The following is a 23,613-nucleotide window of genomic DNA, read 5'->3' on the forward strand; positions in this document are numbered from 1 at the left end:
TCGATCGATACCGCCGAGGCAAACGCAGTACGGAGGATGGCCCCGATTTCCGCCAACGAGAGTGAACGGCGTGACTTCCGGAAACGTATCCCTATAATGCGCAACACGACCGCATGGACGCATTTCCGGTACCCCGAATCGGGCCAAGGCAGACCAGTGAGTCAACCGGCCGCCGCGCGTACCGGTATACTTCCACTCCTGCCTTGTCCGGCATCGTGGCCGGGTGCCTGAAAACAGAGTGGCGTGCGCGATGCGGCCCCGTAGTATTCCGCATCGGCGGCAGACGGGTCGCACGCATGGCGGCGAAGCTCGTGCGCCGCGCGGCATGGCCGCACGAACCACACCTTATATTCCTGGTGGATTGAATTTATGGGTTTTGAACAACTTGCCGAATTGCGGGCGCAGCTCGCAGCGAAGGCCAAGCAGGAGCGCAACGCGAAGCGGCCGGCAGCGCCGGCGGACACCGGCGCGAAGCCGAAGTCCGGCGACCAGCCGCAGCGTGGTGCCAAGCCGGCTGCGGCCGGCGGCAAAGCAGCGCACCGCGCGAAGCCGGCTTCGGCGAAGCCGACGGCGCCGGTCGATCCGGTCATCGTTGCGATCGGCAAACTGCAGCGTAAGTTTCCGCGTGCGTTCCCGAAGAATCCGGCCCCCAAAGTGCCGCTCAAGGTCGGTATCTGGGACGACCTCGCACGTGAAGCACAGGCGGTCGGGCTCAACGAAGCCGAACTGCGTGACGCGATGTCGACGTGGTGCCGTGGCAACCGTTACTGGTCGTGCCTCGTCGAAGACGCCGTGCGGGTCGATCTGCAGGGTAACGAAGCAGGGCGTGTCACGCATGACGACGCAGCGCGGGCACGCCGGCTGAAGGCGCGCCGCCCCGGCAAGGGCGCGGCACAAGCGGCCAAGGGCGCGCAGCAGCAGCCGAAGGCCGAACAGCCGGCCGAGGCCGCCGAGCCGCAACCGGCAAACGTGGAAGCGCAAGCCGACGCAGCGCCGCAGGTCGAGCAGCAAACGGCCGGAAACGAGTAATCCGCACCGCGCCGCTGCATACCGCACGGCGCTGTCCCGCAGTCACAACGCCTGCGGTGAATGCACGACAGACTGACCTGCCTCGACCGAGGCAGGTCAGGACTGCTCCCACCGGTGCTCGACGCGCCGGGCGCTTACCTATCCCACCTCGAACAGACCACGCGACCGGACGAAGAAAGTTCGCCGATCAGTGCTGCACGCGCGTTGTTTCGACTTTGTCGTTTGCGCATGGACGTCGCTCACTCCCCGAACACGGCAACGCTTCGTTCAATTAATTCGTTTTCCTAAGATAAGGGCGTGCCGAAACCATCGACTGGCGCGTGGACGTTCGTGTCCTGTCATCGTGACATGATGACGCGCGATAATCTCGCCGAGGTCGTCAGGTCGCGAGCAAGCCGGCCGGCTGCGATGCAGCTTGCAATGTGAAAGGTACGAAAAGCTCACCGCGACGTAACCCGCTGCGACGGCCAGCGCCTTTCAACGTCAATTCAAACCGGATCATGCACTCGAGACATTCCGCGATTCTCGTCGCGCTCACCGCTGCCGCGCTGTTCGGCGCCGCGACACCGCTCGCCAAGGCGCTGATTGGCGCGATGTCGCCGTTCATGGTCGCCGGCCTGTTCTATCTCGGCAGCGGCGTCGGGCTCGGTATCGGGATCTTCCTTCGCCGCCTGCACAACCGTCGTGCACCGACCGCAAACGCTGCGCCGCTGCAACGCGCAGACCTGCCGTGGCTCGCCGGCGCGATTGCGGCAGGCGGGGTGGCCGGCCCGGCGTTGCTGATGCTCGGGCTATCGAGCACGCCGGCAGCGACGAGCGCGTTGATGCTCAATCTCGAGGGTGTGCTGACGGCTGTCATCGCGTGGGTCGTGTTTCGCGAGAACGTGGATTCGCAGGTGTTCCTCGGAATGGTCGCGATCGTCGCCGGCGGCACGCTGCTGTCGTGGACGCCGGGCCACGCAGGCGTGCCGGTCGGCGCGTTGTTGATCGTCGGCGCATGCCTGTGCTGGGCGGTCGACAACAACCTGACCCGCAAGGTGGCCGCAAACGACGCGATGGTCATCGCGTGCGCGAAAGGGCTGATCGCCGGACCCGTGAACATCGGCATCGCGCTGGCGACCGGCGCGACGCTGCCGGCTGTCCCGGTCACGGCTGCCGCGATGCTGACGGGGCTCGGCGGCTACGGGATCAGCCTCGTGCTGTTCGTCGTCGCACTGCGCCATCTCGGCAGCGCGCGCACGGGCGCGTATTTCTCGATCGCGCCGCTGTTCGGCGTCGTGCTGTCGCTGCTGATCTGGCCCGCGCTGCCACCCGCGACGTTCTGGATCGCTGCGGTGCTGATGGCGCTCGGCATCTGGCTGCACGTTCGCGAACGGCATGAACATACGCATACGCACGAGCAGTTCGAGCACACGCATCGGCATCGGCACGACGAACATCACCAGCATGCGCACGATTTCGCGTACGACGGCAACGAACCGCACTCGCATCCGCACGTGCATTTGCCGATCACGCACAGCCATGCGCATTTTCCGGACATTCATCACCGGCACCGGCATTGACCGCGTCATGAACAGCAGGCGATACGGTTCACAAGGTAACCGTTTATGGGGCGTGCGTCGCATCGTGTGCGCATCTGCTTCCAGCGTCGCCTGAGCGCGACCGCAGCAGCGGTGCGAGCCTGGTCTTCGGTCTGGATCAACCGGATCAGCGAACCGGCCGGATCGATCAGTGCACCGACCGTGCCGTCCCAGGCTTCGCGAGTCGAATGGGCAGCCCGGTCACCGCGGTGGTTATCGTGCGTGAGGAAAGCAGAAGCCGAAATCCTCGCAGCCCGGGCACCCGGGGGCGGGGCTCGCCGGCACGTCAAGCGAGGCGGCCACTTCCTGTGCGAGGAATTTCTTCCAGCGCAGGTGAGCGACGTTGCGCGCGGCAAGCGCGGGGAAATAGCGATCGAGCATCGCGGATACCGCGTCACGCCCATCAAGCCCGAGATCGCGCCACAGATGATCGGGGCGCAGGCAGGCGTGCGCGATGATCGACGCGAGACAGGCTGCATCGTCGCGGTCGGCGGCGGGATTCGCGTCGTCCATCAGCCGCGTGTGCAGCGTTGTAACGAACGCCGCGTGAGTAGATGGCAGCACTGCCATCACGGCCGTTGGCGCGAGCGCTGCGACATCGGCAGCAGGCAGGTGCGGAAACTGCCGCGTCAGCAGGCCGGCCAGCTGCGGATGAGACAGGCCGAGCAGCCCGAGCTCGTTGCGCTGCGCGCGTGCCGCAACGAGTGCGCCGAACAGGCGTGCGTCGGGTGTGTCGGCACTGGCCGCGGCGGACAGCAACGACTGCAGCGCCCGTTGCCGAGCGTGATCGAACGCGGTTGTCATCGCACGCATCCGGCCGGCAGCCGCACGGCGCGATTCGGGTGAATGCGCGGTGCCAAACGGATCACTATCGCGATCGTCACGCGTTCACTCGACGCCGACGATCACGCTCGATGCCTTGAAGATCGCGGACGCAGCCGTGCCGCTCGCGAGGCCGAGTCGATCGACGCTGTCGTTGGTGACGATCGCGACGATCTCGGCCCCGCCCGCGGCCTTGATCACGACTTCCGAATTGACCGCGCCTTTCGCGACCGACGAAACGGTGCCCGCGACGCAGTTGCGGGCCGACACCTTGCTGCTGTCGACGTCGACCATCACGATCACCGACGACGCCTTCACGAGCGCGAATGCCTTCGAGCCGGCCGCGAGGCCCAGCGAAGCCGCGCTGCCGTGGGTGATCACGGCGACGATGTCGAGGCCGCCCTGCGTGCGGAGCGTGATTTCGTCGTTGACGGCACCGGCCTTGACGGCGCTGACCTGGCCAGGGAAATGGTTGCGGGCGCTGGTTCGCATGATGGATCTCCGGGTGGATGCTGCTGGGAGTTCGGCGGCGAGAGATGAATGGAAATGCATCGGTCAGTGTAACGTCAACCAGGGTGTTCGTCGTCCTTCCGGCGCAATGGCGCGCATCAGGAAAGGCCGCCGCCACCGAGCGTTTCGCCAGGTGCACGTGATGTCCTGAAGATGACTGCGCTGCCGTGTTATTTGCTGGTCGCGGGTGTCGCGGGTGTCGCGGGTGTCGCGGCGGCGCGTGTGGCGTCGCGGCGGGCGTCCGGTGCGGCCGTCGTACCGTCGGATTCCCACCCGCCGCCGAGCGCGAGGAAGAGTCGAACCTGGTCGGTCGCGACCTGGCCTTCGGCTGCCGCCACCTGCGCCTGCGCGCTCGTCAGCGTGCGCGTCGCATCGAGATCGGAGATGAACGACTCGCGGCCGGCCAGATAGAGGCGATGCGTTTCGTCGGCGGAATTGCGTGCCGATTCATACGCGGTGCGCAGCGCTTCCATGCGCTGCACGTCGGCTGCATAGGTCGCGAGGCTCGACTGTGTTTCGCGCAGCGCGTTCAGCACGACGCCGTCGAAGTGCGCGAGCACGCCACCCGTCGCGGCTTCGGCCTCGCGCACGCGTGCACGCTGGCCGTTGACCGGGAACGACCAGCTGATCAGCGGGCCGATCGACCAGCGATTCGTCGTGGACGAGAACAGATCCGCGGCGACACCGACCGAGCCGGCCGACGCGCCGATGCTGATCGACGGGTACAGCGCGGCGGTCGCCACGCCGATCCGCGCGGTCGCGGCCGCGAGTTGCCGCTCGGCCGCGCGCACGTCGGGGCGGCGGCGCAGCAGCGCGGCGCCGTCGCCGATCGGAATCGGCTGGCGCAGCTTCGGCAGGCGCTCGCATTCGGCGACGGCCTTCGGCAGGTCGGCGGGCGAGCGCGCGAGCAGCGCGGCGAGCTGGTATTGCGCGACTTTACGGCGGCCTTCGAAGCGCGGGATATCGGCGGCGAGGGTGCGCACCTGCGTCACGCCGCGCGTCACGTCGGTCTGGTTGCCCCGCCCGGCATCGCGCAGCCGCTGCGACAGCGAGACGCGCTGCTTCTGCAGCGCGAGCGACTGCTTCGCGACGGCCAGCTCGTCGCCGGCCGAACACGATTCGACGTAGGCGCGCACGACGTCGGCGACGACCGTGATGCGCGCCAGGTCGCCGGCTGCCTGGACGGACTCGCTGTCCGCGCGCGCGGCTTCGACGCCGCGCCGCAGCTTGCCGAACAGGTCGATTTCGTACGACACGTTGATGCCGACCGCGCCTTCGTTGACGACCGGCAGCTTGTTCTCGAGCAGGTATTGCTCGGCCGATTCCTGGGCGCGCTGCACGCCGGCTTCCGCGCGGCCCGAGAAGCCGCCCTGCTGGCTTGCGACTTCCAGCGCCGCGCGCGAGCGCGCGAGGTTGGCCGCGGCGACGCGCAGGTCGGTGTTCGACTTCAGTGCGTCGCGCACGAGTGCGTCGAGCACGGGATCGTCGTAGAGCTGCCACCAGTTGCCGGGCACGGCGTCGCGCGACACGAGCGTGCCGTTCGCATCGTCGAGCGCATGGTTCGCGAGCGGCGCATTCACGTACGCCTGCTGCGGCAGCGTGTAATCGGGGCCGACGGACTTGCACGCGCCGAGTGCGAGCGCAAGCGGCGCGAGCGTCGCGGCGAGGCGCAGACCGTGGCGCTTCATTGCGATGCTCCTGCTGCGCCGGCGGCCGTGCCGGAAGCCGTCGATACCGATGTGACGGCCGATGCCGAGCTGGTGGTTGCCGCCGACGCGCCGGCCGCCGGTTTCGCGTTGTCTTTGCGGCGCGTATCGGCTTCGCGCATCGAGACGGTCGCGGTACGGCCCGCGATCATCCGGAAATCGTCGGGTACTTCGTCGAGCACGACGCGCACCGGCACGCGCTGCGCGAGCCGCACCCAGCTGAAAGCCGGGTTCACGTTCGGCAGCAGGTTCGCGCCCTGCGTGCGGTCGCGATCCTCGATCGCGGCGACGATGCTCTGTACGTGGCCGCGCAGCGCACGCGGCTCACCCATCACGATGATGTCGACCGGCTGGCCGATGTGGATGCCGCGCAGCTTGGTTTCCTCGAAGTAGCCGTCGACGCGGAACGAATTGCGGTCGACGACCGACAGCACCGCGCGGCCGGCCGGCACGTATTCGCCGACACGCGGCGCGCGGTCGTTCAGGTAGCCGTCTACGGGACTGACGATCGTCGTGCGCTGCAGGTTCAGCTTCGCGGTGTCGAGCGACACCTGCGCATCGGCGACGGCGGCTTCGCCCTGTTCGACGCGCGTGCGGCTTTCCTCGACCTGTTCGCTCGCGACCAGGTTGCCGAGCTGCAGGTTGCGGGCGTACTCGCGCTTCGCCTGGGCGAGCGTCGCGCGGCGCTGCGCGAGCGTGGCTTCGGCAAACCGTTCCGCGAGCGTGTAGCGGGCCTGGTCGATCACGAACAGCACCTGGCCGCGCTTGACCTCCTGGTTGTCGGCGACCTGCACGGACGTGATGAGGCCCGCCACGTCCGGCGCGACCTGGATCACGTCGGCGCGCACGTGACCGTCGCGGGTCCACGGCGAGAACATGTAGTAGTTGACGATGCGCCACAGCACGATGGCAGCCACGACGACGACGATCAGGGTGAGCAGGATCTGCCCTGCCGAGAGCCAGGTTTTTTTCACGTTAGGTAGCCACGAGATGGTGGGAAACGATGACGACGGCGGCCAACACGAATACGTAGATGCCGAGGTCGAAGATCGAACGGTGCCAGACGAGGCGGTAGAAGCCGACGCGCTCGAGCACGGCGCGCACGACGATGTTGATCAGGTAGGCGATCAGCATCAGCACGAGCGGGGCCGGCACGAATACGCCGAAGATGTCGATTTCGCCGATCATGGTTGCGGTCGGAAGGACGGATGGGAAAGCGGGATCATGCGCGTGCTCCGTCCGGCGCCCGCGGCGGTTGCCCGGCCGCGGCCGGATACAGCGACAGGCGCAGGCCGACGAGCGCGTGCAGCGTGTCGCGCAGCCGGCGATGCGTGGCGGGCGTGGCCGGCGCGGCGGGCTCCCCGCCGTTTTCCGCCGGTGCGGCACCCGGCAGGTTGCGGCCCGCGACTCGGCGCAGCGCGTCGTCGATCGTCGCGAGCAGCGCGGGCGGCGCCGGCTGGCGCGCGTTCGCGGCGACGCAGCGTTCGTAGTGGTCGGTGACGCCGGCCAGCACGCGATCGATCGCATCGGGCACGTCGCCGGACAGCCGGCGGCGCGAGCGGCGCAGGTCGAGCGCATTGAGCGCGATGCGCAGGTCGCGGAAGCTCTCGATCGACGGGTGGCGATGATCGTCGGACGCGCCGAGGCGCGGCAGCAGGTGCGTGACGCGGTCGAGCATCCGCGATGCGTGGTTGCGCTGGTCGTCGAGCGGTTGCGTCGACGCGGAGCGAGCGACGTCTTCCCAGCCCGAGCGCAGCAGGCGCCGCACCGCGAGTTCCGCACCGAACGGCCGTGTCGCGCGCGTCCATACATACGCGAACAGCAACCCGGCGACGCCCGCGAGGTTGCTGTTCAGGAACACGAAGAAGTCGGCGTCGTACGCACCCTGGATGCTGATGAAGGTGGCCGTGTTCACGGCGACGAGCATCGTCACCATGTTGAACTGCGGGCGTGGCAGCAGCGTGCCGATCAGGATGAACGGGCCCGCGAACATCACGACGAGCATCGCGAAATCGTGCACGTGCGGCAGCACGACGAACAGGTACAGGCCCGCGAACACGACGCTCGCGGTCGTCGCGAGGAAGAACTTGAACACCAGCGGCGCCGGCTCGTCGAGCGCGGCGAAGAAGCTGCACGACACGGCCACGAGCGTGACGGCCGCGGCGCCGTCGTGCCAGCCGGACGCGATCCACAGCCAGCTCGCGAACACGATCGCGGCGGCGACGGTCAGCGTCGAGAACAGCATCATCCCGCGATCGAAGAAGCGTTCGGTGCCACCGAGCCGCCAGTGCCGATAGCGCGGCTGCCAGACGCCCGCTTCGTTGCCGATCAACGCGCGCAGCGAGCGGCAGTCCTGCCAGATGTCGATGACCTGGCGCAGCCGCCACAGCGCGTTCGACAGCAGCGCGCCGTCCCAGCTCGCGAGCGCCTCGTCGGCCGGCTGCAGCGCGGCGATGCGTTCGCGCAGGCGGTCCGCGACCGGGTCGTCGGCCATGTCGCCATCGGCGCCGGCACGCACGGCCGGCAGCGGCGCGTCGAACCACTTCGCGGCGTCGGCAAGCAACGCGTCGAGCCCGGGCGGCCGGATGTGCAGGTCGCGCATCAGCGCGATCAACGGATCGGCGAGCGACGACATCAGCGGCAGGAACAGCTGCATCCGGCCCGCGAGCGCCTGCGCGCGCGCGAGGATGCGCGGGTGCGCATGGTCGTAGCTCAGCTGGCTCAGCAGGAATTCGAGGCCCGTGATGGTCGCCGCGAGGCGTTGCCGGCACGCGGACAGCGCCTTGCCTGCGATGTGCCCGGACAGCGTCTCGCGGCCGTAGAACGCGGCGTCCTTGAACCACGCGTCGGTGCGCTCGATCAGCGTCGGCGCGAGCCGGTTCGGGAAGATCGCGCTGCCCACCACGCTCGCGCACACGATGCCGAGCACGATCTCCTCGGTGCGCGCGATCGCGACGTCGAACACGGTGGACGGATCGGTGACGGTCGGCAGTGCGATCAGCGGCATCGTATAGCCGGCGAGCATGAACACGTAGCTGCGCGCGGTGCGGTCGGAGATCGCGAGGTAGAGCAGCGTGCCGCACCAGGTGGCGACGATGATCGCGAACAGCAGCGGCGTCTCGACGAACGGCGGCACGAAGAAGATCGCGGCGGCCGCGCCGAGCGCGGTGCCGAGCGCGCGATACAGCGCCTTCGAGCGCGTCGCGCCGACGAACGGGTTCGACACGATGTAGACGCTTGCCATTGCCCAGTACGGGCGCGGCAACTGGAAATACAGGCCGAGATACAGCGCCAGCATCGACGCGGCGAACGTCTTGCCCGAGAAGAGCCAGTCGCGAAGGCTCGGATAGGTCATGACGTGGCGTCGCCGGTGTGGGAGGCGCGCGCGGCGGGCGTATGCGACTCGAAGGCATTGAATGCGTCGAGCACGCGCAGCGTCGCTTCGAGATCGGCGCGCGTGACGCCCTTGAGCACCTGCGCGCGCAGCACGCGCAGGTCTTCCTCCATCTTCGCGGTGACCGCGCGGCCGGTGGCCGTCAGCGAAATCGTTTTCGCGCGGCGGTCGTGCGGATCCTCGTCGCGGCGCGCGAGGCCGGCCGCGCACAACTGGTCGAGCAGGCGCACGAGCGATGGCCCTTCGATGCCGACGTATTCGGCGAGCGTGCCCTGGCGCACGCCTTCGCCGAGGCGCCCGGTGATCAGCAGCGGTGTCGCGCAGGCCTCGGACACGTTGTACGCGGTCAGCACGCCGTCACTCGTGCGGCGCCACTTGCGCGCGGACAGCACCAGCAGGCTGCTGACGGCGAGGCGGAGGTCGTGCAGATTGGTCATGGGCGAGATGATAGGGGCAAATTAATTCGATAGCAAACTATCGTTTTTGTCACCCGGATGACACGCTGCACGCGGTTCGGCCCGCCCGTTTGAAGCAATTTAGGCGGCGTGCCGGCGATGGTCAAGCCGTAAGGTTTTGCCGGCACAGGAGGTGCGATCCGCGGCCGCGATCGAATGGTCAGACGAAAGAGGTTCGGCAGGCCGCTCGGCAGGTCAGGCAGGTTCGAAGCCGGGGTTCGGGAAATCCGGCTTCGCGAAACGGCGTGCGGCGTGCATATTGAGGCCGTTGCAAGCCTCCCGGAGATTCCGCACGTGACCACTTCATCCCCGCAGCCTCCCGTCCCGACGTCGCTCGATGCGTGGCTCGGCAAGACCGAAACGCTCGGCGACGACATCACCGCGTTCCCGCTGAACGCGCTGGCCGCCACGCTCGACCGCCCGTCGCCCGGCGACGTCGTGCCGCCGATGTGGCACTGGCTCTATTTCCTGCCCGTCGCGCCGCTGGCCGAAGTCGGCCCCGATGGCCACCCGAAGCGCGGCGGCTTCCTGCCGCCCGTGCCGCTGCCGCGCCGCATGTGGGCCGGCGGCCGCCTGACGTTCCATGCGCCGCTGCGCACGGGCCAGCGCGCGACGCGCGAATCGACGATCGAGAACATCGAGGACAAGACGGGCCGCAGCGGCCGGCTCGTATTCGTGACGGTGCAGCACCGGATCGAGTGCGACGGCGCGTTGTGCGTCGAGGAAGAGCACGACATCGTCTATCGCGATGCGCCGCAGCCTGGCTCGCCGGCGCCGAAGCCGGTCGCGGCGCCGGAAGGCGAGACGTGGTCGCGCTCGGTCGCGGCCGACGCCGTGATGCTGTTCCGCTATTCGGCGCTGACCTTCAACGGTCATCGCATCCACTACGACCGCAGCTACGTGACGCAGGAGGAGGGCTATCCGGGTCTCGTCGTGCACGGCCCGCTGATCGCGACGCTGCTCGTCGATCTCGTGCACCGCGAACGGCCCGACGCGACGCTCGCGAGCTTCGCGTTCCGCGCGGTGCGCCCGACGTTCGACGGGGAGCCGTTCACGCTGTGCGGCAAGCCGTCGGATGATGGCCAGACGATCGAGCTGTGGGCGAAGGATCGCGACGGCTGGCTGACGATGCAGGCCACCGCGACGCTTGCGTGACGGGCTCCGTGCCGGTCATCCGCGCGCGGCAGGATCCGTCGCGGGTGACCGTTGTCGCACGCGGCGAGCCGGCCGGACGCGCACTCTGCCAGCCCCGACGTTCGTCGCCAAACCCCTGTAAGCTGCTGGCAGGTCGCGTGCCGTTCGCCGGACCCGGCGATGCGCGGCCGGCCCGTCCCCCTTCCACGCAGCGCATCAGGAGCACGCATCTTGGCCACCTACATCGTGTTTACACGTGAAAGCATGCAGGACCAGCAGGAATTCGACCTCTACCAGAGCAAGGTCGGCGCAACGCTCGCTGGGCATCCGGTGAAAGTGCTCGCAGCCTATGGGCCGCAGGAAACGCTCGAAGGCGAAGGCCCGGAAGGCGTCGTGATCGTCGAATTCCCGTCGAAGGAAGCCGCGCACGCGTGGTATCACGGCCCCGAATACCAGGCCGTCGCCCAGCACCGCTTCAAGGGCGCGCGCTATCGCGCCGTGCTGGTCGAAGGCGTCTGAACGACGTGCATCAGGTGTGTCCGGCGGCGCGCCGCGACGCCGGACGCCCGGCCTTCGATCTTCATCCGATGTGTGCCTGCAACGCACGCAGCCAATACGACACCGCGACCGCGCCGCCGTCCGGCGTGCCGATCGCGCGTTCGCCGAGATAGCTCGCGCGCCCTGCGCGGGGTGACATGCCTGCCGTTTCCTGCGCGCCGCGCTCGGCGGCTTCGACTGCCGCGGCCCACGCGCTCGCGGGATCGCGATCGTTGTCGAGCGCACGCTCGAATGCCGCGACGGCCGGCACCAGCGCATCGAGCATCGTGCGGTCGCCGGCGCGCGCGCCGCCGAGTTCGCTGATCGAATCCACCGCGCCGCGGAACGCCGCGGCCCAGTCACGCGACGACGGCTCGGCGATATCGGCCAGCCGGCGCGATGCGCGCAGCAGTGCGGTTGCATAGAACGGCCCCGAGCTGCCGGCGATCGCGCGGCGCAACGCGGCGCCGAGCGCCGAGAGTGCGCCGGCCGGCGTGCCGTACGCGGCTTCCGGCAACGCGAGGATCGCCTGCGCGGCGCGCAGCATGCTCGCGCCGAGATCGCCGTCGCCGGCCGCCGCATCGAGGTCCGTCAGCGTCTGCTCGTGATCGATCAGCGTCTGCGCGACCGCGTGCAGCGCCGGTTGCAGGCGCGCGGCCCACGCGCGGCCGGCCGCATCGAGCGGCGGCAACGGGGCTTCCGGCACAGCGGCCGAGGCCACGCGGATCTGCGTATTCACCGCGCCGCCGCCCGGCCATGCGCGCGCCTGCGTCGGCGCGTCGAGCAGCACCGCGCGTTCGTCGTTCAGCCGCAGCACCGAGATCGAGCAACCGGGCATGTTCAGCGCCGACAGGAACGTGCCGGCCCACGCGCGTGCGACCACGATGCCGCGCCGGTGCAGGTTGTCGTGCGCGGCGCGCAGCACGATCGCGAGTTCCATGTCCGGCGTCGCGCCGAGGCCGTTGACGAACAGCGCGACGCGTTCGCCGCGGTCGAGCACGAGATCGGCGGCGATGCTCGACAGCAGCGTGTCGACCAGCGCATCGACCGGCAGCGGCGCGCGGCGTTCGACGCCTTTCTCCCCATGGATGCCGAGACCGAGTTCGATCTCGTGATCGCCGAGGCTGAAGCCCGACTTGTCGGCGCCCGGGATCGTGCAGCCGTCGAGCGCGACGCCCATCGTGCCGAGTTCGGCCGCGGCGTCGCGCGCGATCGCCGCGACGCGGGCGAGCGGCAGCCCGCGCGCGGCGGCCGCGCCGGCGAGCTTGTGGATCAGCACGGTGCCGGCGATCCCGCGCCGCTGGCCGCGCTCGACGCGGCCGCGCAGCGACACGTCGTCGGCAACGATGACCGTCTCGACCGGAATGCCTTCGGCGCGCGCGAGTTCGGCGGCAAGCCCGAAATTGAGCCGGTCGCCCGTGTAGTTCTTCACGATCAGCAACGCGCCGTTCGGGCCGGCGCTGGCACGGATCGCGGCGAGTATGGGCGTACAACAAAGTCTGCGGGAACGTAAGAACCGCCGTTCGAGTGCAACAAAGTCTGCGGTAACGGGATAAAACATGGTGCGACGCAGCATCATTTGTGGACCGGAAGCTTTCAAGATTCTTGCGCGTGGATCCAGAGACGTGTTCGCTGCCGGTCGTGAGCATCAACCACTCGTCATGTGGTGATTTGGCGCTATACCACTACGCAGGGATGATTGGTCAATTATCAAATATTTCGTTGTACAAAATTGTAAAAACGTAGGCAAGGTTTTCTTGAGAGTAGTGAGTCGAGTCCTATTTCATGGGGAAGATGATGAAAGTACGCAACGCATACACTGTCGGTAACGGCAACAAAGCCCAGGTAGCAATCGGTCGACTTGAAGAGCTTCAGTCGTTTGGTAATCGACCAGCGATGGCTCGTGGGCTGCCCGAAAACATGCCCTTCTTGACCTTCCCGCTGAAGGCTCATGAAGCGCGTTGCATCCCGAGTAGTGTCGAAAACTTCAATTTTGGACTTGGGCATATGCAACTCTCTGACCGAATGCTGATGACGATGCGACTTCAGCTTGAAGGTACTCAGTTTTACTGGGTTGCGGAGATGACTGACCCGGAGCTTTGGGCGGCTATCGACATGTGGCGAAAATATGAACGACTGCCAATTGGGTTGAAGGTCCTCAATGCTGACGGTTGGGCGGCGAAATTCCTCGAAGTTTGTTTCCACGACAGACCGCTGAGAGACGAGAGTTACCGTGCTGCCCCGCAGCGGGATGCAACGGTGCATGACTGGCATGAAATGGCAGGACTGGTGACCGGGGTTGTTCAGCAACAAGCGACCACGGACATTGACCACGTTCCGTTGCGGCATGTGTTTGCCAGTGCGCTGCTGACAAAGCAATACGCCAATTTCGCCGAACAGGAGCCGTTGGTTAGGAAGCCTGTTTTTGTGAGAAGTGCTAATGGAGTAGGAGGTGTGTTGCTCGGTTGAAAGGTCATGTTGAGAATATTCTGACATGCGCGGCAGCGGCCGCGCATGTCCTTGCCCAGACAAGCGAAGAACGCTCGACCGTGTCGACATACCGCACGTTGCTAGCTAAATAAAACTCACTTTCGAGGTAGCAGTGCATGGTCAGCCTGTGAAGCATCGACTGAACCGGACGCGAGTACTCGGCAGATCAAAGGTGCGTCGGATCACCGGGCGCGCATAGCCAAGCAACAGGCTTGGTACCTACACTTACGGAGTTGTATGGGAGTCTATTTTGTAGCTTGGAAGGGGCTGAAGAAACTGGCTGTTGAGGCTGCTCCTCATAATACAGAAGCATCGCTCGAGGGCACGCGCTTGGAGGACGTTGTAGTCGTGACCGGCAATCCGGATTGCCCTCAGAATGCAGAGGGATTGGAGGTTGGGTCCAGCTATGAGTTCGAGGCGGAACAGTGGTTCAGAGTCAGCGACAACCGGCGTGAGTATTGGGACTGGCTCAATGCCCTAGCACGCCTAGTCGGCTACCACTGGCAGAATCCTGACGCAAATGGGCCGGGCCCATTTCGTGAACTGATTCTCTACGGACGACATACCGGGACTATCGGGGCAATCGCTTCAGCGAAGCTTGTTTCCGACTTCGGTACTTGGGACGAGCGTGCACGGTCCATCAAGGACGATGCCTTCTACGAACACTATGCTCTCATGCGGTCTATGTTCGAGTACGCCGCGACCGACGGGGCTGTGGAATTCCGGTGCTGCTGAACAAGTCCCTGGACGCCAGGAGCTTGATGAGGAACCGTCTCTGAGGGTTGTCGCTACAGCCGCGGATTTGCTACGCTGCTCTAGATATACCTTCTCGGTCAAGTTAGGATCGAGACATCGTTACGTTCTAATTTAACCGGAATCGGCTAGAACACAAGGATATATTTGTGAGTGCAGCGGAGGCGCCTTGGGCGAGCCTGTCTTCTCGCGTGATACATGTCGCGATGGCGCGCGAAGGATGTAGTTATGCCCGGTTGATCGATGCCTTGGCGGAGGCGGGAGTTGACGAGGTGGAGCGCCCGCTTATCGCGCGTGTCGCGCGTGGCTCTGTCAAGTTCACTTTGCTCCTTCAGATCATTCACGTAACGGGTGCGCGCCCGCCCGCCTTGTGGATGGAGGCATTTGCGTCGGAAGGTACGTGGGAAGCCCGTGCGCAGGCCGTTCTCGCGGCTGAGCTCACGCAACAGCCGTGGGTTACACCAGACGAATTGCTACACCGTCTCGCAGTTGTAGGCGTGAGTACCACGGCAAAGACGATGCTGTCGCATCTCTCCGCCGGAGACTTCTCGCTGACGTTCTTTCTGCAATGTATGACCGTGCTCAGAAGCCAAAGCATGGACGCGTATGTTGATTCTCGGGCGCTCGTTTCGGCCGCGATGTAGGGTATCCACCCTACATCCGAGTAGTCGTTCCGCGCCGAAGTTGCCTTGTCAATTACAGGCCAACGGCTAGAATGAAACCGTATATTGGTAACGGTTTTGACCTGCCGGTTATTTGAGTCCCGCGATCCGGCAGGTCCGTAAAGGGGCAGAGCAGTGACGACGCCGAGCGAGCGCACGGCTGCGGTGCTTAGGACGCGCGCGTTTCTCGTGGAGCTATCGAGGTCGCCGGCCAACACCATACCTCGGGACGTAGCATCGGTCGTCCAGAGGGTGCTGCGCCACTATCCGAGTCTGGCCGACATCGAGCTGACGTGCGTCATGTACCCCGAATGTTGGGAAATGCCGGCGTCGCGCCGGAAGCCCGACCGGTGAAGTGGTGGGTGCGGCGCCGGGCCCTTATGGCCCGCATATTGCTCAGCTGTACCTTTGCACGCTGGAAGCTCAACTAGCACAGGAGACCGCGGTGCCAATCTGGAGACTGCCGTCGACCGACGAAGTGCCTAACGTCACGCTATCGAGCTGGCGCATCTTCGAGACGGATGCTGGGACCCGGCATTTCGTCGGTGCCGATGTGCTCGATTCGACTGGTCGTGTCAGTTCCGCGATTACGAATTTCGATCGTGCAACGCTGCGTGGCCAGACTCGGTCGGGCCGCGTTTATCAACTGGTCGGCCGGGATGGCTGGTCACTCGATGCAGAGTACGTGTGGAAACGGTGGTGCACGGTGAACGACGTGAAGTCGTACTCCGACGTCACCATGCAGCTACTCGCTGGAACTGGCGATGATTCTCGTACGTGATTGAGCGCAAGGCGCCCCGACGCGATGAGTAAGTCGCTGTCGAGCGGGGATAATGCCGGACGTCTCAAATCGTGCAGATTGTCCGGCACTTGACGATTAGTTATACAACTTCACGATCTGTACGAAACCGCTTTGTAGTCGGCGAACGCCGAAATCGTGACCAACTGCTTGACCGAAGGCGAAGCCGCCAAACTGATCGCGGCCGCCGAACGAGACGCCTGGCGTCATCTGAGTGCCGTTGACTTCAATCGGAACCTTCGGGCTGAGGTTTCCATTGGCGTCGACAGCAAACAACTCATCGAAATGCGCGCGAATTAGCCCCTCAGCGTCAGGTGTTGGTGCCGAAGGTACCGCAGGTTGTTGCACGTTTGCCAGCTGCGCCTGGCTGACCGGCCCGCCGACCGAAGGCGTCTCGGACGATGCCTTGCTCGGCGTTGGCTGAGCCGGTGACCCTGCCACCGAATTCGGTTCGTTACTGTCGTGCTTATCGCCACAGCCCGACATGATCGCGACAGCAATCAATGCGGGGACCAGTATCACTTTCTTCAATTGCATTCGTGTTGTCCTTGAAAATGTCGATGAACTGACATGCGGACATAACGACACTTGGTAGCAAATCTTTACGTCCCCGGCGGACGGGGCGATTCAGGGTGCGCTGCCGCTACGTAGCGGCAGCGCTTCGTGTGCCAACTTGCCACCAGCGAGATCACTCTTGAATGAGAAAGCGATTGCGGTTCTTGGCGTCCTTGATCCAGGCAGGCGCACGACCGCGGCCGGACCAGGTTGCGCCGGTCTTCGGATCGCGATACTTCGCTTCTACCGGCGCGACTACCTTCTTCGAAGTACGATTGTGCTGCCGACCGAAGATGTCTTTCTCGGTGATGCCGTATTCCGCGACCTTGACGCGTATGTCATCAACAATGGTCTGGAATTCTGCTAAGCGAGCGGCCTCGGTCTTCTCGGTCAAGGCTTCAAGTTGATTGCGAAGTTCCTTGTAGGTCGCCATGTTCGTTCCTCTAGTGTGCGGTCCGCACATGATAGCGCTTTCAGCCAAAGCATCAAGCTCGTCTGTACTGCTAGAAGACTGGGGATGTCTACGGTTACGCCGGATAATGGTAAGGGAAAGCTAATGAAGCTGTATTCCCGGCGCTGACGATGATCGTTCGAAGGGGGAGGGCTTGTTTCGATCTTCAAAGTACATCTAGGGAATAGCATTACTGCAATGCAATCCGCTCCGAGGAACGAGCGCTCAACATCGAAGCAAAGACTTCGGTTCGAGCGTACATCCGTAAGCGCAATGACGAATTGAGGCTCTACGGGTTGTTCCCGAGGAATAGTTTGAACTGTTTCGGCTTGTCAACTACATCGGTGTCGCGCATATATCGCGCACGATATCGAGGTTTTCCATCCGCCGAACGCACTGTTGCTTCTCCTTCGGATACCAAAATGGCCAGTGCATCCTTATACATGGATGCCGTCGCAGGGGACCCATTGCACGTCTCCGAGAAGACCAGGGAGAATGGTTTGGGATTGGTTTGGTCGAAGATTCGTCTTGCGAGCTGAACGACGAGTTCCTTATCTGACTTCGCGCGGGCAACGTCGTCGAACCTGAAGCCTCCATCGAAATCTTGCAGGAAGCCCATGGTTTGAGGGGCAAGCATGTCGAGGCCGGCTCCACCGTAGTGGACGAAGTGATTGCTGTGCTGCCAGTGAACCTGTTTCATGACGTCTTGGGCCCGGTGATGCTGCGACAGATGTACGAGCCAATATTCGCCGTGACCAGCGCCGGTCCCCCGAATGAAGAAGGGGGTGAAAAAGCCTGCCCCACAACCGTCGACCAGCGCTTCGTAGAGAGCGGCCTGAATGAACCTTCTCCAGTCCGCTTCGTTTTGCTTGATCTCGTCAATCGACCGTCCACCCAAGCGCTTGAAGATGTCGACTTGCAAGGTCGACGAAATTTTCCTGGCAATCTCGTCATTCGTGTACGTCGCAAACGACGACACGTGAAAGGTCAGAACGACTTCAGCGTCACGTGCACTGGCGAAGATCTTGCGGATTAGTGGTGCTGGCACCTCTGCATAGCCGTATTGATCGAGAAAGAACAGCGCGGTGCCAGAGCGAGGCGTGTGTTGAGCAACGCGGGCGAGGACTTCGTCGACTGCCGCACCGAACTCGGCATGCATTATGTGAATGGTGTCGCCGATTGCTCTCTCGTATCCCTCCTGACGCAAGACTTCACGCAGATGTCCGAGCGCCTTCTTGTCCTTGTCGATGAAGATGAAGCGCACATCGAACAAAATAGCCTTCGGTCGGTCTTCATTTATCTTGAACGACGCTTCTTTTACCGCCTGCAGTAGGCGCAAGGGCGAACCCAGTACAAGTTCTCCCGTTCCCTTCACCTGATATCGCCCACCACCGCAGAAGCCATCAACCAAGGTGATGCGGAAGCGGTCGCGTCCACGGGCATTGAGCAGGCGTTGCTGGAAATAGCGAATCAGATAGTCAACAAGTACCTGGTGTTTCGTCAGGCTGTGCGGTTCGAGCTCAGCTGGACCGTTGGTCCAATCGTAGTGACGTTTTGCCAAGGTGAGGACCTTCGGGATTGATTGAGCAAACTAAACGACAATGCGCGGAAATTGATCCCAGTGTTTGCCGGCCAGAACTCTTCCCGCCTTGCCTTTGCCGATAGCCGCGACGGAGACTTCGGTACCGTCCTGCCGGATAACCCGGATGGGGGTGCTTTTTTTTAAGACGTCAACTACTTGGTCGACAGGTGCCCAGTGCCCCCATTGCTTGAAGTGGAAGGGCACTTTCGCTCGAGCACATTGACGCTGCAACGCCGCAGGCCAAGCCGGGTCCATCGGGCGCGCATGCGGGCCGGACTCGCCTCCAGCAATTACCCAGTCTACACGGTTGCCCTTGTCGTTCCATACTAGATATGGCGAGAGGTCGACGGCCGATAGAAGCGGTTCGCAGGAGAGAAATCTCACGGCGGGCGATGAGAATTCCAGTAGGTGCTTGATTCTTTTGTGTGCCGTCGCCTGATCTTCAACCGTCGTTCCAAGCCAGACGTTTTTCGGGAAGTCGTATCCTTTGGGCAGTTGCTTGCGGACCAAGTGGATTCGCTTTGTGAGGAGCAGCCAGTCGAGGTTTGGCGTTTGGGCGATGAGGTCGAGCAGTCGCTGACGCTCGGCAACCAAGTCGGGGCGGTTTTCAAACACATCGGCCATCGACGCGCAGAATACACGTCTGCGGACCTTTTCCTTGGCAGCGTCTTTATCCCATTTGAGAGGTTCTTTCCAGTGGGCATCACTGAAAAATCGTCTTGGGGTATGTGGACCCCATAGTCCTTCTCCGAGGCGTTTTGCCCACGTCTCCGCGTAGCAGTGATCGCAGGCCGCCGAAACCTTGACACAACCCCACCAGGGGTTGAAGGTATGATGCGTCCACTCGATGCGAGAGTCTTTTCCCATTGCCTGCGCGTGAATGTGCTAACGCGTTATTGTACTCCTCTCAATGTACCTAAAAAGGAGCGGGGCGGGCGGTCTGTGTGGGCGGCAGGCTTTTCCAAGCTCGATCAGCGAAGCATACGGGGGAACACATGAAAGACGAGGAAAAGGTTGTACCGGATCCGCTCGACGGACTCCCGGCCATGGTTGTGGGGCGCTGGGTGACGGAGGAGAAACATCGAATCATCAAACGATACATCGACGCCTCTTGGGCCGCACGACAGAAATTCACGAGCCAGCGCACATACATCGACCTCTTCGCCGGAACGGGCCGCGTCAAGATCAAACATACCGACCTGTTTCAGGACGGTGGGCCGCTCGCCGCGCGGCAAATCGCTCAGCAGAAGCGGGGGCCATTTTCGGATTTTTTCATCGCCGACGCGGTTCCGGAATTCCTCGTCGCGTGCGATGCACGTTTGCGTACACGCGGTGCACCGCTCAAGTCCAAAGCCGGCCGTGCTGATGAAACCGTTGACTGGGTCTTGCCGCAGCTGAACGACCGGGCTTCCATCTCGCTCTGCTTGATCCGTTCAACGCGGGGCATCTGCATTTCTCTATCATCGAGAAGCTCGCCACCAAACCCACGATGGACATCGTGGTTCATCTCAGCACCGGCGATATCCAACGCAACATCGCGGCGGGCCTTGAAGCGGACCACTCGCCGCTGGACAACTTCGCTCCTGGCTGGCGTCACGTTGTGAAGAAACAGAGCTCCAAGCATGCAATGCGGGGCGCTTTCGTCGGGTATTGGAGAGCCCTGGTGAGCAAGGCGGGGATGCACGTTTGTGACGCCATGTACCCGGTCAGGAACAGCAAGGAATCGACCATGTATTGGCTATGCCTTATTGCTCGGCATCCGCTCGCGGACAAGTTGTGGCGTGAAGCGTGTCAGTTGGAAAATCGAAGCCTCTTTTGACGTGCGGTCAATCGATAAGATGCGACGGCCGGCCGCTTCGGGACGATTTCTTGCGTTGATCGAGATGGTCCCCTGTGCATGATGTGATATCAGAACGAGTTAGAAAAATCGAGGGCAGCTATGGGGACCAATGAGCTGGCATTATCGGAGCAGGCATTAATCGAGGATATCCGCCGCAATGATTATCATGACAGCACGATGGCCCATTGAAACTCGGGTTCCGCGGAACGTGTGACCGTGACTGCTGGCTGTGCAAGTGCGTCCTGGGGGAGTTGAGACCGGCCTTCGCAACGCTGGGACGGGTGCCGACTTTATTGTGCGGCACTCGAGCCCATGAATTTGCGACAATTTTCCGATTCCGCGTCGGTGCTGACCGGCGAAGTGATACTTTTATTCCGCAAATGGTGACCCGTTTGCTTTGGTCTACGACTGCTTACGTAGCGTGTAGTGTGTAGCGTCGGTCGGTTGAATCCGCCTCTCGTTCACGACATTCAGTCGGTCCAAGTGTCTACGTTGATACATGGGGACGAGTTGCTGGTTCCTGCCTCAGTGCTTCGGCAATATCCAGCGCTGCTTTTTGCAGTTCGGGCACATAGCGGCGAGCGGCATCTTCGAGACTCACCGCGCGTGACAGGAAGACGACATTGAGACTGGCGATCACGCGTTCGTCCGCGCTGATCGCGACCGCAACCGCACCAATTTTCGCCTGTGCGGCCCAGTCTCCGTGATTCGAGCCGAAACCATCCTCGCGCACGCGCTGGATCAGCTTGCGTACGAGCGCATCGTTCCTCGCGAACGCCTGTTGCTCTTCGCCGCCCGCGCCGGAACGCAACAGTTCCAGAATATCCTCGCGCTCCTCGTCGGGGCACGTCGCGAAGTAGGCGCGGCCTGCAGCCGTCAGCAAGATCGGCAAACGCCGGCCGACCATCGCGCGATGAAACGACAGTCGGCTGAAGCGATGGGTCGTCTCGCGGATGATCATCGCGTCGCCATCGGGCGTAGTCAGATCCGATGGCCACGCGACACGCTGCAGTAGCTGCCCCATGATCGGCGGCGCCACGGTCGCGATGCGTTCGGTATCGGTGAAGCCCTCGCTCAACGAACGCACCGCGAGCGTCAGGCGGAAGCTGTCGTCCGATGCGCTGCGGCGCACGAACCCTTCTTCCATCAAGGTTTCGAGCAGGCGGCGCACCGTGGTGCGATGCAGGCCGGTCAGATCGGCGATCTGCTGGCTCGTTGCACGCCCGTCGTCCATCGCATTCAGCGTTCGCAACACCTGAAGGCCGCGTGCCAGTCCGCGTACATTCGTGTAGGTTGTCACGTCAAAAAATCCCCTTTAAATCAATCATGTGCATTCTATGCACATTCCGGAGATTTTGTTGAGGGCGTTTTCCGCCGTCCATAAACTGCATTCATAAGCTGATCGAGCGAGAGCGACGCGCTTCGTCGGTTCAGCACATCGGACAAGCCCAGTCAGGAGACAAGCATGCGCCACGCCTTTGAACCGGCGGCCGGCAACGGCCGCGCTCATCCTCACGAAACGACACATCGTTCGATCGAAACCGATGTCGCCATCATCGGCGCGGGCCCGGTCGGCCTGATGATCGCGAACATTCTCGGCCTGGAGAGCGTGCGTGTCGTCGTGATCGAGAAGCTCGCGCAGATCATCGACTATCCGCGTGCCATCGGCCTCGACGACGAAGCGCTGCGCGTATTCCAGTCGGTCGGCCTTGTCGACGAGCTGCTTCCGCACACCACGCCGAATCACTGGATGCGCTTCACGCTGAACGGGAAGTGCTTCGCGTCGATCGAGCCGCGCACCGACGAATTTGGCTGGCCACGCCGCAACGCCTTCATCCAGCCGCTCGCCGATCAGATTCTGTACCGCGGCCTCGAGCGCTTCGAAAATGTGTCGACGCTGCTTGGCCACACCGTCGACAGCTTCGCGCAGGACGAGTCCGGCGTAACCATCGAGGCGACCGACGTGCACGGCGTGAAGACGACGATCCGCACCGCTTACATGGTGGGCGCGGACGGTGGCAACAGCTTCGTGCGCCGCGCGCTCGACGTGCCGTTCGAAGGCCGCACGAAGCCGAATCAATGGATCGTGATCGACGTGCGCAATGATCCCATCGGTTCTCCGCATGTTTATCTGCATTGCGACGCGCGGCGTCCCTATGTGTCGGCGGCGCTGCCGCACGGCATCCGGCGTTTCGAATTCATGGTGATGCCCGGCGAGACGGAAGCGGAACTGTCGAAGCCGGAGAACATGGCGGCGTTGGTGCGTGGGGTTGTCGACGATCCCGACAAGGTCGACTACATTCGTCAGCGGGTCTATACGCACAACGCGCGGCTCGCGAGCACGTTCCGCGTCAAGCGCGTTCTGCTCGCGGGCGATGCCGCGCACATCATGCCGGTGTGGCAGGGGCAGGGTTACAACAGCGGCATTCGCGACGCGAGCAATCTCGGCTGGAAGCTCGCTATGGTCGTGAAGGGCACGGCGCGCGATTCCCTGCTCGATACCTACACGCTGGAGCGGCGCGCCCACGCACGCTCGATGATCCACCTGTCGGAAGTCGCGGGCGACATCTTCGCGCCGACGAGCTTCTTCGGATCGAAAGTGCGCGACGCGTTCGTGCGCTGCCTCGACGTGCTGCCTTCCATGAAGCGCTACTTCGTCGAAATGCGCTTCAAGCCGATGCCGCGCTATGAAGAGGGCGTCGTGCTGCTGGCGCGACGCGAGCGGTCCGATGGCCTGCTCGCGCGCCTGATCGCGAAGCGGGGGCACGGCGCATTCGGACGGCTGGTCGGGCTGATGAGCGAGAAACGTGAATCGCTGATAGGGCGGATGGTGCACGGCGGTGATGCGCAGGCGGGCACCCCCGTAGGCCGCATGTTCATTCAGCCGCGAGTGCGTGCGGCGGATGGCAGCATCGTTCGACTCGACGATGCGATCGGTAACCGCTTCGCGATCGTGGGGTGGGGCACGGACCCGACCTTCTGTCTGACTCCCGAGGCGCGCCGCATCTGGAGCGCGCTCGGGGGATGCTTCGTGATCGCGAAGCCCGATCCGCAGCTCGCCTTCCACGATGACGTGCCCGACGACGTGATCGCCATTGGCGACATCGACTCGCGCTTGCGCGACTGGTTTTCTCGCGTGCCGGAATCGGTCGTACTGCTGCGTCCGGACCGCTTCGTGGCCGGCATGTGTTCGCCGCAATGCGTATCGGATTGCGTGTCGCGGCTGGCACATCGGCTGTCGCTTCCCATGACGACGGGCGCAACGCCCAACGACGCGACGTTCACGCACGTCGCCGACCTGGCGGGAGCCTGAG

General features: G+C 63.8%; 22 protein-coding genes and 2 pseudogenes. 11 read left to right on the top strand and 13 right to left on the bottom strand.

Annotated elements, in window-relative coordinates; all coding sequences use genetic code 11:
* Positions 1-369 precede the first annotated feature (369 nt).
* Both LXE91_RS32320 and LXE91_RS32325 read left to right on the top strand, forming a co-directional pair.
* Positions 370-1,029 carry a ProQ/FinO family protein gene (locus tag LXE91_RS32320; protein ID WP_039369228.1) on the top strand — a complete coding sequence of 220 codons (660 nt, stop codon included), beginning with the start codon at positions 370-372 and terminating at the stop codon, positions 1,027-1,029.
* 500 nt (positions 1,030-1,529) lie between these two features.
* Positions 1,530-2,591 (top strand): DMT family transporter, encoded by a 1,062-nt coding sequence (locus tag LXE91_RS32325; protein WP_039369231.1) that lies wholly within the window; start codon positions 1,530-1,532, stop codon positions 2,589-2,591.
* A gap of 231 nt (positions 2,592-2,822) precedes the next feature.
* On the opposite strand, the gene LXE91_RS32330 is transcribed toward LXE91_RS32325, so the two are convergent.
* From LXE91_RS32330 to LXE91_RS32360, 7 genes are all read right to left on the bottom strand, one after another.
* The gene (locus tag LXE91_RS32330; RefSeq protein ID WP_039369293.1) at positions 2,823-3,413 is read right to left on the bottom strand and encodes a nitrogen fixation protein NifQ; all 591 of its coding nucleotides are present in this window, start codon (positions 3,411-3,413) and stop codon (positions 2,823-2,825) included.
* A gap of 84 nt (positions 3,414-3,497) precedes the next feature.
* Entirely contained in the window at positions 3,498-3,923 is a 426-nt protein-coding gene (locus LXE91_RS32335) for a TOBE domain-containing protein (RefSeq protein WP_039369234.1), read from the bottom strand.
* A 188-nt stretch (positions 3,924-4,111) separates the two neighbouring features.
* Positions 4,112-5,629 (bottom strand): efflux transporter outer membrane subunit, encoded by a 1,518-nt coding sequence (locus tag LXE91_RS32340; RefSeq protein WP_039369237.1) that lies wholly within the window; start codon positions 5,627-5,629, stop codon positions 4,112-4,114.
* Positions 5,626-6,621: an efflux RND transporter periplasmic adaptor subunit gene (locus LXE91_RS32345; RefSeq protein ID WP_039369239.1), complete on the bottom strand. Its 996-nt coding sequence runs from the start codon at positions 6,619-6,621 to the stop codon at positions 5,626-5,628. The genes LXE91_RS32340 and LXE91_RS32345 overlap by 4 nt, the downstream gene beginning before the upstream one ends.
* A 1-nt stretch (position 6,622) precedes the next feature.
* Entirely contained in the window at positions 6,623-6,835 is a 213-nt protein-coding gene (locus LXE91_RS32350) for a DUF1656 domain-containing protein (protein ID WP_039369242.1), read from the bottom strand.
* Between the two features lie 34 nt (positions 6,836-6,869).
* Positions 6,870-9,002, bottom strand: a complete 2,133-nt coding sequence (locus LXE91_RS32355; protein ID WP_039369245.1) for an FUSC family protein — start codon at positions 9,000-9,002, stop codon at positions 6,870-6,872.
* Positions 8,999-9,478, bottom strand: a complete 480-nt coding sequence (locus LXE91_RS32360) for a MarR family winged helix-turn-helix transcriptional regulator (RefSeq protein WP_039369247.1) — start codon at positions 9,476-9,478, stop codon at positions 8,999-9,001. Before LXE91_RS32360 ends, LXE91_RS32355 begins: the two co-directional genes overlap by 4 nt.
* Positions 9,479-9,790: 312 nt before the next feature.
* Between LXE91_RS32360 and LXE91_RS32365 the strand changes: the two genes are divergently transcribed.
* Positions 9,791-10,651 carry an HTD2 family dehydratase gene (locus LXE91_RS32365; RefSeq protein ID WP_046196583.1) on the top strand — a complete coding sequence of 287 codons (861 nt, stop codon included), beginning with the start codon at positions 9,791-9,793 and terminating at the stop codon, positions 10,649-10,651.
* Between the two features lie 210 nt (positions 10,652-10,861).
* A complete protein-coding gene (locus tag LXE91_RS32370) occupies positions 10,862-11,149 on the top strand; it encodes a DUF1330 domain-containing protein (RefSeq protein WP_039369252.1) in 288 nt (95 codons plus the stop codon).
* A 61-nt stretch (positions 11,150-11,210) separates the two neighbouring features.
* Here LXE91_RS32370 and LXE91_RS32375 read toward each other — a convergent pair.
* Positions 11,211-12,650: pseudogene (locus LXE91_RS32375) on the bottom strand (dihydroxyacetone kinase family protein); the annotation flags it as partial.
* 302 nt (positions 12,651-12,952) lie between these two features.
* On the opposite strand from LXE91_RS32375, the gene LXE91_RS32380 reads away from it, so the two are divergent.
* From LXE91_RS32380 to LXE91_RS32395, 5 genes are all read left to right on the top strand, one after another.
* Entirely contained in the window at positions 12,953-13,636 is a 684-nt protein-coding gene (locus tag LXE91_RS32380; protein ID WP_223274376.1) for a hypothetical protein, read from the top strand.
* A gap of 258 nt (positions 13,637-13,894) precedes the next feature.
* On the top strand, positions 13,895-14,392 hold the full coding sequence (locus LXE91_RS32385) for a hypothetical protein (protein WP_039369256.1): 498 nt from the start codon (positions 13,895-13,897) through the stop codon (positions 14,390-14,392).
* 167 nt (positions 14,393-14,559) lie between these two features.
* A complete protein-coding gene (locus LXE91_RS32390) occupies positions 14,560-15,054 on the top strand; it encodes a DUF6471 domain-containing protein (protein WP_135370794.1) in 495 nt (164 codons plus the stop codon).
* 153 nt (positions 15,055-15,207) lie between these two features.
* Positions 15,208-15,426: a BPSL0761 family protein gene (locus LXE91_RS43810; protein WP_039369258.1), complete on the top strand. Its 219-nt coding sequence runs from the start codon at positions 15,208-15,210 to the stop codon at positions 15,424-15,426.
* Positions 15,427-15,517: 91 nt separating this feature from the next.
* Entirely contained in the window at positions 15,518-15,853 is a 336-nt protein-coding gene (locus LXE91_RS32395; RefSeq protein WP_076841508.1) for a hypothetical protein, read from the top strand.
* Positions 15,854-15,949: 96 nt separating this feature from the next.
* Here the strand turns inward: LXE91_RS32395 and LXE91_RS32400 are convergent, their stop codons facing one another.
* From LXE91_RS32400 to LXE91_RS32415, 4 genes are all read right to left on the bottom strand, one after another.
* The gene (locus LXE91_RS32400) at positions 15,950-16,408 is read right to left on the bottom strand and encodes a hypothetical protein (protein WP_046196581.1); all 459 of its coding nucleotides are present in this window, start codon (positions 16,406-16,408) and stop codon (positions 15,950-15,952) included.
* 151 nt (positions 16,409-16,559) lie between these two features.
* Complete coding sequence (locus LXE91_RS32405; protein WP_039369261.1) at positions 16,560-16,859, bottom strand: H-NS histone family protein; 300 nt, start codon at positions 16,857-16,859, stop codon at positions 16,560-16,562.
* A gap of 307 nt (positions 16,860-17,166) precedes the next feature.
* A complete protein-coding gene (locus LXE91_RS32410) occupies positions 17,167-18,438 on the bottom strand; it encodes a three-Cys-motif partner protein TcmP (protein WP_039369264.1) in 1,272 nt (423 codons plus the stop codon).
* A 30-nt stretch (positions 18,439-18,468) separates the two neighbouring features.
* Positions 18,469-19,326 (bottom strand): DUF5131 family protein, encoded by an 858-nt coding sequence (locus LXE91_RS32415; RefSeq protein WP_046196580.1) that lies wholly within the window; start codon positions 19,324-19,326, stop codon positions 18,469-18,471.
* A 179-nt stretch (positions 19,327-19,505) separates the two neighbouring features.
* Between LXE91_RS32415 and LXE91_RS32420 the strand changes: the two are divergent.
* Positions 19,506-20,278 (top strand): annotated as a pseudogene (locus LXE91_RS32420) (three-Cys-motif partner protein TcmP).
* A gap of 508 nt (positions 20,279-20,786) precedes the next feature.
* Here the strand turns inward: LXE91_RS32420 and LXE91_RS32425 are convergent.
* The gene (locus LXE91_RS32425; protein ID WP_039369270.1) at positions 20,787-21,599 is read right to left on the bottom strand and encodes a DNA-binding transcriptional regulator; all 813 of its coding nucleotides are present in this window, start codon (positions 21,597-21,599) and stop codon (positions 20,787-20,789) included.
* A gap of 165 nt (positions 21,600-21,764) precedes the next feature.
* Here LXE91_RS32425 and LXE91_RS32430 point away from each other — a divergent pair, with 165 nt between their 5' ends.
* Positions 21,765-23,612: a bifunctional 3-(3-hydroxy-phenyl)propionate/3-hydroxycinnamic acid hydroxylase gene (locus LXE91_RS32430; protein WP_039369272.1), complete on the top strand. Its 1,848-nt coding sequence runs from the start codon at positions 21,765-21,767 to the stop codon at positions 23,610-23,612.
* Position 23,613 lies beyond the last annotated feature (1 nt).

Origin of the sequence: Burkholderia contaminans (genome assembly GCF_029633825.1) — a bacterium.
Lineage (GTDB): Bacteria > Pseudomonadota > Gammaproteobacteria > Burkholderiales > Burkholderiaceae > Burkholderia > Burkholderia contaminans.